Source organism: Cytophagales bacterium, from assembly GCA_019456305.1.
In the GTDB taxonomy this organism is placed as follows: domain Bacteria; phylum Bacteroidota; class Bacteroidia; order Cytophagales; family VRUD01; genus VRUD01.
This window is the reverse complement of the sequence record VRUD01000025.1, coordinates 17,792-30,472: the sequence shown is the minus strand read 5'-3', so window position 1 is coordinate 30,472 and position 12,681 is coordinate 17,792. Positions and strand designations below refer to the sequence as shown.

The window sequence follows — 12,681 nt, the reverse complement described above, 5'->3', positions numbered from 1 at the left end:
TTAATTGATTATTATAACAATAAAGCCATTGTAAAGCAGTATTAGCTGATAAATCAGGTAATGCGGTTAATTGATTATTATAACAATAAAGCCATTGTAAAGCAGTATTAGCTGATAAAACAGGTAATGCGGTTAATTGATTATTATAACAATAAAGCCATTGTAAAGCAGTATTAGCTGATAAATCAGGTAATGCGGTTAATTGATTACTATAACAATAAAGCTGAATAATATTAACAAAAAATCCTATACCTGTTAAATCGGCAATGTTTTGAGTGTTACAATCCAATGCTCCGGTAAGCGTTGCCGCTGAGTCGGGAATTAAGCTGTCGCCTGTAATATCCATAAAAGTTGGATATGTAGTATTTAAGAAAGCTCTGAAGTTGGTATCCGGGATAAAAACATTCTGAGCATTAGAACTGTTATCAAGAATACCTGCAAATAATAACAAAACGAATTGATAAAATAGTTTTTTCATAATAATTTAAAATTTAGTTAATATCAGACCTGTCCGACTAAATTCTAAAATTTGTTTTTAAAAATCATAATATACTGATTATCAATAAAGTAATTTTTAAAAGTCGCTTCATTTTGCCAAAATAAGTCGTCAATTTAGCTTATTAGCGTAGGGTTTTAAACCTTACGCTAATGAGCATTTTAACTTATAACCATCTCTATTGACAGCTGATTTTGTCTTGGTATCTTGTCAGCTTCTTGTTTAATCTTTTGTGTAACAGGTAAAATCTCATTCACCACATACTTTAAGCTATGATAGTGTAATAAACATATTCTGATCAAAGTTACAAACTGACTAAAGGTATGATGTACTTTGCTAATACATCTACGAATTAGTTCTATGAGAAAATAAGCGATCATAGCTACATATATTTGAGATTTACAGGCATTTTCACTCGTTCCAAGAAAAGTTTTTACCTGTAAGTTCTGTTTGATTAATTTAAAAAATATCTCTATCACCCATCTTCGTTTATAAAGTTCAGCTACGGTTGCAGCTGACCATTCCAGATTATTGCACAAAACTTCAATTTCTTTGTTCTCATCTTCCTTATAAATGGTTACCCTTCTAAATTTTACTTGATACAATCCTGCTTCAAGGGCTGTATCGCTGGTAAAACTGATAATTTCATCCTTTAAGATGTTCTCATCTATGTCATCCGGCAAGTCTAATTCTTCCACTACTTCATAAACCGCATTGTCTTTTGTTCTGGTAACAAAAAAGTTATCATTATCTATTCTTGCTTTGAATAGGCTAAAATCATAATAAGCTTTGTCTTCGACAATAATGGTATTTTTTTCAAATACAAAATTTGCCGCTCCCTTTATATCATGAACTTTAGCCTCTGAAATATTTATCATATCAGGTATCATTTTAGCTTCATCTAAGCAGGTATGTATCTTTATACCTCCTTTAGCTGTCCGAAACTTTGCCCATGAAAATAAATTTAAACAAACACTGATTGTAGTAGCATCAACAATTTTTATGGTCTTACCTTCCAAATCTTTTATTACTTTATAATCTTTTGTTTTACGAAATATTTCACAGTAATGCCTTATTAATGAAAAATATATATGCTCATAAACACGCCAGTCTCTTTGCTCGTTTCCATCTGACATCGTTGACTTTGCAGGGTTTTGTTTCAATTCTAAATCTTCAATAAACTTCGTATTAACGCCCAAACCAAGCGTTATATCACGCAAAGTCATACATTTGTTCAGCTGTCCGAATAACATAGCTACCAATTGGTCGTATGTTTTATAAGCACGATAATACTTGTCTGACCTATACTTCCTGGCAGATTTTTTTATTATTCGTTCAGGAATTAGGTCAATAATTTGTTTTATTAAAGGCTTATCAATATTTTTGTTCCTTCTAATTATGCCCATAATTCTTATTTTTTGAGATTAAACATTTTGGTGAAAAAATATTTTTCTCAAAATTAGGATATTATGGGCTTTTTTTCCTTTTTAAAGCTAAATTAGTCGGACAGTACTGAGTTAATATGTTTTTAAATTTTTGTCATTCACCCCATTGGTCATACTGCCTACGGGGTTCAAATATTTGAAATTTTCACCTGATTGTGTAATTATGTAAAATCCATATTTTTTACCTAATCCAATAGCTTTTTTTTCAATGGTAAGTCCGGCTATTGCTCCCTGTATATTAAAATTACTATATCGTGGAAATAATTTCCTGAAATTTGCGATTTTTTTATTTAATAATTCATCTATATCTTCAGTGCGTACTTTATATTTTACTTCTACAATAACTATTAAATTATCATTAGATAATAGAATATCATATTCACCTTTAAGCTGTAATTTTTTTGAAAACCTTTCTAAATTTCTATCTATAAAACCGATTTCTATATTTCCAATTTTCATAATGCTTTTTAATCCATTGAAGAAAAAATCTTCAGCTATTTCTCCATTGCTTTTACCAATCCCATTAATAGCTTTATTTGTTTCCTGAATTTTTTTATCTGTTTCCTGAAACTTTTTATCTAATCGTTTATCGGTTTCTCTAAACAGTTTCCAAATTTCAGATACTTCTTTTTTCCATTCGGGTATTTCTTGTTGAGTTTTCATAGTATTCTATTTTATATTTCTTTAAAGGTATTTACATTTTTAACATCTTTTCTGTAAATTATCTGCCCGTGAATATTCATTCGGATTTTACTTTTTCTTTTTCATTGCCTTTTCATATTTTGCCATTTGCTTTTCAATGAAACCGGCAACTTTTTCTTCTATAGATGAATTAAATGGTTCTACTAAGGAAGCTGAAGGAAAATTTTCTACAAAATAGTCGTATGGTTTACATTCTTCAGTAGTCTTTGCTTTACTCGCAGCGTATGCAATTGACATTAGTGTAATATTTTTATATTTCCCATCAACCATTTCAAAAAACTTCAAATCTGCTTTAACAAACATTGAGTTTACCCTCTTTCTTTCGCTCCCCGCACCAGAGTTATTAACCTTGTAGGCTCCCGAAATCGTCACAGTTACAGATAACTGCTCTCCATGTTTTACCCAATCCTTAACTTCAATACTACCGATCTTCGTCTTTTTTGTGGGAACTGAATTGAGATCTCCTTCTACAAAAGCCGTAGTTTTAAAACCTTCATTTAGCATTTTCAATATTTTTTTGGAAGCGCTCTTATATCCTTCAGGAAGCTTAGTCGTTTCTTTAAATGGATTACAAAGAAAGATTATACTAGTTCCCGGTTGGGTTGGTCGTTGAAGTATATCAGGGTCATGAAAAATATCATTATACACGAAATAAACTTTTACTTCTTTCGCCTGATCAATTTTTTCTTTCAGTGTGAGCTTACCTCCTGTAAATCCGAACAGGACGAGCGCACTTGCCGTTAATACGGCTGATAATTTTAGTGTTATTTTTTTCATAATTTTATATTTTTTTGGTTTGAACCACAAAGGTATAATGTTTTTAGTTATAAAAAGTTTCTTTTGTATTTTTTTACAAAATTTTAAAAAAAGATCAAAAAAAAACTTTTACTTCTTAATTTTAGGTATTTTTAATTTTACCACCACATCAACTCTGAGTACTCCGGGGGTGTGGAGGTAAATCATAAGGGCATCTCTAAAAACTACATATTTTTTAAAACACACCCCTTGCCCCTCTTGATAGAGGGGAATGTATGGTGTAGTTTTTAGAGATGCCCATAAATCACAAATGTCACCTGTATTAGTGATCTCTATCCTGGCCGGCTATTTCGGCTTGTTGGTCTTCATATCCTGGCTTACAGGCAGGAAAGCCGATACTGCTGCCTTTTTTATCGCCAACAGGCAGTCACCCTGGTACCTGGTAGCGTTTGGGATGATCGGGGCATCGCTATCCGGGGTTACTTTTATATCCATTCCCGGCTGGGTGGGAACGAGCGGGTTCTCCTATTTTCAAATGGTGCTGGGTTATCTTTTAGGATACCTCGTTATTGGTACCATACTGATGCCTCTTTATTACCGCCTCAATCTTATTTCAATTTATGCTTACCTGGAACAGCGATTTGGCTTTTGGTCATATAAGACGGGCGCTTTTTTCTTCCTGCTTTCAAGAACCATAGGGGCATCCTTCCGGCTTTTTCTGGTTGCCGGGGTGCTGCAATTGGCATTGTTTGACCGGTGGGGCATTCCTTTCTGGGTTTCTGTAATGGTCACTATCCTGCTGATCTGGATCTATACTTTCAGAGGGGGTATTAAGACCATTGTCTGGACAGACACTTTGCAAACTTTGTTTATGCTGCTTGCTGTGGTGATAACTATCCGGCTCATTTCAAATGAGCTGAATTTATCATTTGAAACCCTGGTAACTACCATTAAAGAAAGCCAATATTCACAGGTATTTTTCTGGGATTTTAAAGATAGCAGGTTCTTTATAAAACAATTTTTTGCAGGCGCATTCATCGCCATCGTGATGACAGGATTAGACCAGGACATGATGCAAAAAAACCTGAGCTGCAGGAATTTAAAGGACGCACAGAAAAATATGTTCTGGTTCAGCATTATCCTGGTGTTTGTAAATGGTTTGTTTTTGTGCCTGGGGGCTTTATTGTTTATTTATTCCAACAGTAAAGGAATCGCTTTACCTCTCAATACGGATGACCTTTATCCTATCCTCGCATTAGATCATTTTAGTACTTTTGCCGGTATCATTTTTCTTTTAGGGATCACGGCTGCTGCGTATTCAAGTGCAGATTCTGCCCTAACTGCCTTAACCACATCGTTTTGTGTTGATTTTTTGAATGATGAAAATATCAAAAGAAAAACAAGGTATAAGGTTCATATCGCATTCTCGGTGATCCTGTTCCTTATGATCCTTATCTTCAAAGTGATCAATGATGAAAATGTGATCAGTGCGCTGTTCAAAGCTGCAGGTTATACCTATGGGCCGCTTTTGGGCCTTTATGCTTTTGGCTTATTGACCAAATGGAAGACAAATGACCGGGCAGTTCCCTTTGTATGCCTGATCTCTCCTGTTATTTGTTATATTTTGAATGTTAATTCTGAAAGCTGGTTTGGTGGTTATAAGTTTGGATTTGAATTACTGATATTGAATGGTGTGATAACTTTTGCAGGGTTGATGCTTTTTTTAGGGAAGGTAACTAAATAGTGTTTGTCAATAAAGTCGCTTTTTGAGTTTGTAAATTAAATTAGAATGTTGTATCTTTGCATCAATAAACCTTTAACATCATGGGTAACATATTAGATTTAGATACTGTTTTTATCTTTGCAATAATAATTATTGTTCAAATTGCAGAGCTTACCCCTTACTTTAAATTTGCTCTTTTGGTGATTGCTATTTTAGTAGGAATTACCAAACTCATACAATTTTATTTCTGGTTAAAAGACCGCAGGAAAAAGGATTCTGCCGGTTAAGATTTCCTTGAGGTTCTTAATAGGTACGGCTAAATGAAAATGGAAAGAGATTATTTTGAAGAAATTAAAATCCTTGTAAAGGAAGGATTAATAAAAGAAGCAAAGAAAAAACTAAAGTTATTTTCTGAACTAATAAGTAGCAAACCAAGCTACCAAGGATATTATTGGCGGGCTAAAGCGTATGATTGTGTTGACTATAAAAAATATGCTTCAAAAATTCTTGAAGATATAAATTCTGCGTCTGCAAAAGAAATTATTGAACAACTTCCCCAAAAAGAATTGCCTGTTCCCGCATTATTGCTTAAAGCCAAAGCATACTCTAATCTAAACCAACATGATCTTGGGGTTACTACTATTGATGTAATATTTAAAAGAAAACAAGTTGGGAAACCCCAACTTGCGGAAGCCTATAGATACAGAGCAATAATAAAAGCCCAAATTAATCCTGATGAAGAATTTGGGATGGATGATTTAAAAAAAGCAAGTTTACTAGGAGATAAAATAGCTCAAGACCATTTAGACAATATAAATTATAAGAAAAAAAGGTAAGCGTTGATAATTACGGTTTACTGAAAAAATAATGAATATAGAATGATAAATGTAGAATGTAGAAGTTGCCTGGGGGGGTATACATTCTACATTTTACATTGAAAATTCTAAATTCTACATTTCTTATTTTATTTGCTATTAACTGACATTTTATTCTTTTCTGCATTGTATAATTTTTTTATAAAAATATTTTTGTAGTTATATCTTCAACCTCGGCTCTGCACTCACTCTTTGATCTGTAAATTTTCCTGCCAGAAACTTATAATGTGCTGCCATGGCGATCATGGCTGCATTATCTGTACAATACTCAAGAGCTGGTATGTAAATATTCCACTTATATTTTTTTGCACTTTCCTGCAATAATTTTCTTAAGCCTGAATTAGCAGATACGCCCCCTGCGATGGCTATTTCTGTGATACCTGTTTTTTTTGAAGCTTTTATCAGTTTTTGCATCAATAAATTTATCAATGCAGCCTGGTAGCTCGCACAAATATTCTCTATATTGTCATTAATAAAATTTGGATTGGTTTTAGATTTTTCTTTTAAAAAATATAATAAGGCGGTTTTGATGCCACTGAATGAAAAATTCAGATCAGCCACATCCACATCCGGGAAGGAATAAGTAACCGGGTCGCCTTTTTTTGCATAATTATCCAACGCTGGCCCGCCTGGATAAGGTAGTCCTAATAATTTTGCTGCCTTATCAAAGGCTTCTCCAACAGCATCATCTAAAGTCTCACCAATTATTTTCATTTCCAGATAATCTTTCACCAAAACAATTTGCGTATGACCTCCACTCACTGTAAGGCATAGAAAAGGAAATTTCGGATTTCGGATTTCACCGCAAAGACGCGGAGACGCAAAGGATGATTTTTCTAAAAAAACTTTGCGTCTTTGCGTCTTTGCGGTTGATTTCGGATTTTGGATTTTGGATTTATTCGCCCCGCCAAAGGCGGGATTGGCATCGGGAATGAAATTAGCTAAAACATGCGCCACCATATGATCTACCTCTATAAGTGGGATATTTAATCCCAGGGCAAAGGCTTTGGCAAAGGAAGTTCCTACCAACAAAGGACCCAATAAACCAGGCCCCTTAGTGAAAGCTACTGCATTTAGCTGTTTTTTACTTATCTTTGCTTTCTGAAGCGCCTGTGAAACCACGGGAATAATATTTTGCTGATGAGCTCTTGATGCTAATTCGGGAACTACACCTCCGTATTGTTTATGAACGGATTGCGTAGCAATGATGTTGGCAAGGATTTTGCCGTTTTTGATAACCGCTGCACAGGTTTCGTCACAAGAGGACTCGATAGCAAGGATGATAGGTGACAAATTAAATTTAACTGCCTATCTGCTTAGGTCAAGTTGTAAAACATATAAAGCAATTAAGTAGTTTAGTGTTTAGTTATTAGTTAATGGTTGTTTGTTATGGTTTAATGGTTGATGGTTTTAGTTTTTGGTTCATTAGTTACCCCGCACATAAATTTATGTGCTGGGTTATGGCAACAGGATTAGAAAATCAATGAACTTTCGCAACAATACACAATTTTAATGAATATCCGTTTGTTTATACCAAATTGTCCGCCAACTGGTGGATTGATTGCTTGGGTGCATGATTGCATGACTGCATGACTGCATGCATCCATCCCGAGTATTCGGGAAAGAAATATTATTTGGTACAAGAAAGCGGACAGTCATTTTGTTTTATTAATAATAATGCAAATAATAAAAAAAATAGCTATTTACATAACCGTATCATTTCTGGCACTATTTTGTGGATTAATTATAGCTCTCCAAATCCCATACATACAGACAAAGCTGGTACAAAAAGTTACAAATATCCTTTCAGAAGCCATTAACTTTCCTGTTAAAGTAGAAGCGGTAGCTATCAGCTGGTTTGATACCATTATTCTACAAGGTGTAAGTGTAGAGGATGACCGTCAACACGAAATGATCAAAGTAGAAGACCTGAAAGTGGACTTTCAACTGACATCCATAATTGATTCAAATACTATCAATATTGATGCAATCACATTAAAGAAAGCTAATATATCATTAGTCAAGTATGCTCCTGATGGTGCACTCAACATGACAAATTTTATACAAGCATTAAAAAACCTGTCAAAAAAAGAAAATAAACAAAAAACAAAATTCACAGTTGATAAGATCATATTGAAAAATTCACTTTTCAGTTTTTCAGACCAAAGAAAAGACAGCATAACAGATGGTTTTGATTATTTTCATTTCGCCTTTGACAGCGCCTATGCCACACTATCAGAATTCAATCTTGTAGCCAGTACCATCCAGTTTAAGATATCAGATCTCACCTCCCGCGAATGTAAAGGGCATGGGCTTAAAGGCAGGAGTCTGGAGAACGGGGCCCAACAGAATCCCGATATATCGGGAGTAACTCGGGATCAACATGCTCGTCCAATACAAGTAAATAAGCTCAATTCTACATTTCTGCTTACTTCAAAATCCATTGAATTTCAGGATCTGTCAGCCTCTTTTGGAAAAAGTTATATCTCAAACTTGCTTATATTTCAATTCGATACTATTGATGATATGAGTGATTTTGTTAACAAAGTGAATATAGTCGCTCAATTAGATAGTTCAGTAATTCATTCTCAAGACCTGGCGCTTTTTGCACCTTCTCTAAAACATCTCGATGAAAGCTGGCAAATTAGCGGTGATTTAGTGGGTAAAGTTAAACGGTTTCATGTAAAAAATGTAGACCTGTATTTTGGCAAAAACAGCCACTTAAGAGGCAGTATAAGCTTTGATGGTTTACCACACTTCCAGGAAACATTTATTGACCTGAACTTGAAAAATTCAATTATTGAAGGCGCAGATCTAAAGCAATACATTAATCTTGATACATCGGGATTCAAAAAAGTAGAAAAGTTTGGCAAAATTCAGTTAACAGGCCAGTTCATAGGCTTCCCAAATGATTTTGTTGCTTACGGTTCTTTTAACACAGCAATTGGAAAGCTCGTTTCTGATATAAACCTTAAAATTCAGGATGAAGAACCTTACTATAAGGGGCATCTGGAAACTTACAATTTTGATCTTGGTGAATTGATCGGTTATCCTAAAACCATACAGATGATTGATATGAACGGTTCCATTGAAGGTACCGGCTTTTCAGTTGAAGACGCATTTTTTACTTTAGACGCTGATATTTATAGACTTGGCATTAAAAATTATGATTATAAAAATATTGCTATTGATGCAGGATTAAGTAAAGAACTATTTGTAGGTATCCTGGAAATAAAAGATACAAACCTTAGATTGAAAACTACTGGTAAAATTGATCTCAGGTATAATAGAAACCTCTTTGAAATTAATGCAAAACTTGTACATGCAAATTTAAAACCATTAAACTTTTCAAAACAACAAACATTTCTTAGTACAGAACTACATCTGGATTTTAAAGGATTAAATATTGATGAAATTGTTGGCAGCGCATCATTCGAAAACACCTACATATCAAACCATGACAATTCTATAGATATCGGCTTCCTTTCTCTTTTGTCAGTAAAAGATAGCATAGCACATAGCGCAAAGAGCATAGCCCCGCCAGCTGGTGGGGTTGAACGCCATGCGCATACCCGTTCACTACAATTAACCTCTAATCTTATGAACGCTAATATTTCAGGAGATTTTGAGTTTTCACAACTTACATTAGATCTAAAAAGATTATGGAACGAATATAAATTACATTTTGAAAATAATGATAGTTTAATCACAAGCTACTATGCAGACAAAAAAATTGTAATGAATAGTAGTAGAGACGAGGCAGGGAAGAGACGCCCAAATTGGGCGTCTCTTCCCTGCCTCGTCTCTACTAAAGAAAAATACAACCTTGATTTTAGCTTACATATCAAAGATATAAATCCTTTATTATCCATTTTTTATCCGGAGCTTTATATTTCCAGAAATAGTGCAATGGAGGGATATTTTACTCATGGCAAAACTGCAATTTTGGCTTTTAATATTAAAATTGATACGTTATTATTCAAATATAATTCCTATTTCAACAACGAAATTGAACTTTCTACATCCAAACTTGCAGATCAGCCGGAAGTTCTGGCTATGTGCTATATTTATTCCGATAAACAAAAGATCAAGGTGCTGCCTTCCACTGAAAAATTCTATCTTGAAGGGATTTGGAGTGAAAAAAATATTAACTTCTCGAGTGAAATATCACAAATTAACAGCCCCAACTATGCTTCCCTTTATGGAGATTTAGCCTTTCTCAAAGATAAATTACAGTTAATTCTGAAACCATCAGGTTTTGAAGTAAACGGCAGCCATTGGCAATTTGCAGAAAATAACAAAATAACAATAGCGAATCGAAATATTATCTTTGAAAACCTAGTACTCTTTCACAATAATGAAAGACTAGCCGTCAATGGTGTAATTTCAGAAGTCCCCTCTGATATCCTTTACCTTAATATTCTAAATTTTAACCTTCTTAGTACAAAGCTGCTTCTTAACATGCAACTCAATGGTATACTGAATGGTTCAATGGCAATAAAAGATTACTATCATAATTTAGTTGTCTTAAATAAGATCAACATCGATGAATTTAAAATTGAAAAATTTCTTATCGGTGATGTTACAGGGTTTTCAAATTGGGATGATATAAGCAAAAACCTTGATATTGATATTAAAGTGAACAGGTTAAATAATAAGATAATAAATGATGAACCTTTTGAAACTGTGGACGAACGGCCCCGCCTTCAAATTGGAGGTTATTATAATCCAACGGATCCTGACAATACACTCAACCTAACTGCTAATTTGAATAATACCAACCTGCAGATCATTGAACCATTCTTAAGTTATGTTGTATCGGATATTTCAGGCACTGCTAATGGCAAATTCAGAATATCAGGAAAGCTTGATAACCCTGTACTTAAAGGTGAGGCGCTTGTAGATAATGGAGCGTTTAAAGTAAACTATCTGAATACCGTTTACCATTTTAATGATAAAATTTATTTTGAAAAAAACGAAGGTTTTATTGAAGACGGTTCTGAGCATTCGGGGGAATCACTCCATCAACAGATTACTTTTAAAAATTTAAAGCTACTTGATAAAAATAATAATATGTGTAAAATTAACGGCAGTATCTTGCATAATGGTTTTAAAGACTTTGCCTCAGACCTTCATGGTGAGTTCACAGACTTCATAATTCTTAATACAAATGCTGGCGATAACGACCTGTATTATGGTACTGCTGTCGCAACCGGTGATTTTGGGATGTTGGGTCCCTTTAATGATATGTTGATGACTTCTAATATACTAAGCAATAAAGGAACCAGGATATATATTCCTTTAGATAGCTATGAAGGCATTGAAGAGCAGGATTTTATAAAATTTGTAAACCAAGCTCAAAGTTCAAAGTTCAAAGCTCAAAGTTCAAAGTTTGAATCAGGTTTGGATGAAATTGACCTTTCAGGTATCAAACTTGACTTAAACCTTGATCTTACGACTGATGCTTATATTGAGATAATTTTTGATCTTAAAGCCGGTGATATCATCCGCGGGTATGGAAATGGCGAACTAAAATTAGAAATAGATACACGGAGCGACTTCAATATGTATGGAACTTATGAAATTGACAAAGGAGCTTATAATTTTACCCTCAAAAATCTTATAAATAAGGAATTTGAGATCCTCCCAAACAGTACCATTACCTGGGATGGCGATCCCTATGGAGGCATACTAAATATCACTGCTGCTTACGAGCAAAATGTTTCGTTGCTACCGATCATTACAGATACCAGCGTCTCTGCCCGTAAATTGCCTGAAGTCAAAAGAAGGTATCCGGTAGTTGTTCAACTTGATATGAAAGGAAACTTAATGTCTCCCCAAATAGGTTTTGACATAGATATAAAAGATTATCCAAAATCTGTTAAAAATCCGAGCGGCCCGGATGTGCTAATGGAGGAAAATGTACTGCGTTTTGAGTCTGATATTCAGGCTGATGAACAGGAACTGAACAGGCAGGTATTCAGTCTATTGATCCTGGCCCAGCTTTCCAGTAAAGGAGCTTTTAGCGGCATACAGAATTATGCTTTTGAAAGTGTAAGCGAACTGCTGTCAAACCAGCTTAACTACTGGATGAGTCAGGTAGATGAAAACCTGGAAATTGATATAGACCTGAGCGGCCTGGACGCAAATGCGCTCAACACATTTAAACTCCGCCTGTCTTATACCCTTCTGGAAGGAAGGCTGCGTATTACACGTGAAGGCAGTTTTACCAACGTTAAAAACAAAGCTGACCTGTCAAGTATTGCAGGTGAGTGGACGGTTGAATACCTCATCAGTGAAGATGGCAAATTCAGGGTAAAGATGTATAATAAAAACAACCCCAATTCAGTTCAAACCGGGCTGGAAAACACGACAAACACATCGGCCGGCTTTAGCTTGCTGCATACCCAGAGTTTTAATAGTCTCAAAGAGCTGTTTAGTAATAAAAAGAATGAATGACTAGTGTAGCAACAGTTTAATTACGCAATATTGTAATCATAAAATATATTATTTCATTGTTCAATTGTTAAGATGGTTATATGGCTATATGGTTATATGGTTATATGGTTATATGGCTTTATGGTTTATGGCTTTATGGGAACTAAATTGCCAGCAATTAAGCAGCGAGTTTAAACCTATGAGATTAGTAGAGACGTCCAAATTGGGCGTCTCTACTAATCACAA

8 protein-coding genes are annotated in these 12,681 nt (G+C 34.5%); 4 read left to right on the top strand and 4 right to left on the bottom strand.

The genetic code is table 11. The features are described 5' to 3' along the window. Positions 1–657 precede the first annotated feature (657 nt). The 3 genes from FVQ77_07210 to FVQ77_07200 all read right to left on the bottom strand — a co-directional run bounded on the left by FVQ77_07210 (position 658) and on the right by FVQ77_07200 (position 3,420). Positions 658–1,902 carry an IS4 family transposase gene (locus FVQ77_07210; protein ID MBW8050115.1) on the bottom strand — a complete coding sequence of 415 codons (1,245 nt, stop codon included), beginning with the start codon at positions 1,900–1,902 and terminating at the stop codon, positions 658–660. A 111-nt stretch (positions 1,903–2,013) separates the two neighbouring features. Continuing rightward, positions 2,014–2,604, bottom strand: a complete 591-nt coding sequence (locus FVQ77_07205) for a hypothetical protein (GenBank protein ID MBW8050114.1) — start codon at positions 2,602–2,604, stop codon at positions 2,014–2,016. 87 nt (positions 2,605–2,691) lie between these two features. Next, positions 2,692–3,420: a hypothetical protein gene (locus FVQ77_07200; GenBank protein MBW8050113.1), complete on the bottom strand. Its 729-nt coding sequence runs from the start codon at positions 3,418–3,420 to the stop codon at positions 2,692–2,694. 289 nt (positions 3,421–3,709) lie between these two features. Here FVQ77_07200 and FVQ77_07195 point away from each other — a divergent pair, with 289 nt between their 5' ends. From FVQ77_07195 to FVQ77_07185, 3 genes are all read left to right on the top strand, one after another. Then, positions 3,710–5,143 carry a sodium:solute symporter gene (locus FVQ77_07195; protein MBW8050112.1) on the top strand — a complete coding sequence of 478 codons (1,434 nt, stop codon included), beginning with the start codon at positions 3,710–3,712 and terminating at the stop codon, positions 5,141–5,143. Positions 5,144–5,223: 80 nt separating this feature from the next. Beyond that, complete coding sequence (locus tag FVQ77_07190) at positions 5,224–5,409, top strand: hypothetical protein (GenBank protein MBW8050111.1); 186 nt, start codon at positions 5,224–5,226, stop codon at positions 5,407–5,409. Between the two features lie 39 nt (positions 5,410–5,448). After that, positions 5,449–5,958, top strand: coding sequence for a hypothetical protein (locus FVQ77_07185; protein ID MBW8050110.1), 510 nt, complete (start codon positions 5,449–5,451; stop codon positions 5,956–5,958). A gap of 198 nt (positions 5,959–6,156) precedes the next feature. Here the strand turns inward: FVQ77_07185 and FVQ77_07180 are convergent, their stop codons facing one another. Continuing rightward, entirely contained in the window at positions 6,157–6,957 is an 801-nt protein-coding gene (locus FVQ77_07180; GenBank protein ID MBW8050109.1) for a hypothetical protein, read from the bottom strand. Between the two features lie 717 nt (positions 6,958–7,674). On the opposite strand from FVQ77_07180, the gene FVQ77_07175 reads away from it, so the two are divergent. Continuing rightward, positions 7,675–12,456, top strand: coding sequence for a hypothetical protein (locus tag FVQ77_07175; GenBank protein ID MBW8050108.1), 4,782 nt, complete (start codon positions 7,675–7,677; stop codon positions 12,454–12,456). Positions 12,457–12,681: the final 225 nt, after the last annotated feature.

Excerpts from the sequence above, each read along its gene's own strand:
- FVQ77_07205 (MBW8050114.1), bottom strand. The coding sequence starts at position 2,604 with ATGAAAACTCAACAAGAAATACCCGAATGGAAAAAAGAAGTATCTGAA.
- FVQ77_07180 (MBW8050109.1), bottom strand. The coding sequence starts at position 6,957 with ATGGTGGCGCATGTTTTAGCTAATTTCATTCCCGATGCCAATCCCGCC.
- FVQ77_07190 (MBW8050111.1), top strand. The coding sequence starts at position 5,224 with ATGGGTAACATATTAGATTTAGATACTGTTTTTATCTTTGCAATAATA.
- FVQ77_07175 (MBW8050108.1), top strand. The coding sequence starts at position 7,675 with ATGCAAATAATAAAAAAAATAGCTATTTACATAACCGTATCATTTCTG.
- FVQ77_07195 (MBW8050112.1), top strand. The coding sequence starts at position 3,710 with ATGTCACCTGTATTAGTGATCTCTATCCTGGCCGGCTATTTCGGCTTG.
- FVQ77_07210 (MBW8050115.1), bottom strand. The coding sequence starts at position 1,902 with ATGGGCATAATTAGAAGGAACAAAAATATTGATAAGCCTTTAATAAAA.
- FVQ77_07185 (MBW8050110.1), top strand. The coding sequence starts at position 5,449 with ATGGAAAGAGATTATTTTGAAGAAATTAAAATCCTTGTAAAGGAAGGA.
- FVQ77_07200 (MBW8050113.1), bottom strand. The coding sequence starts at position 3,420 with ATGAAAAAAATAACACTAAAATTATCAGCCGTATTAACGGCAAGTGCG.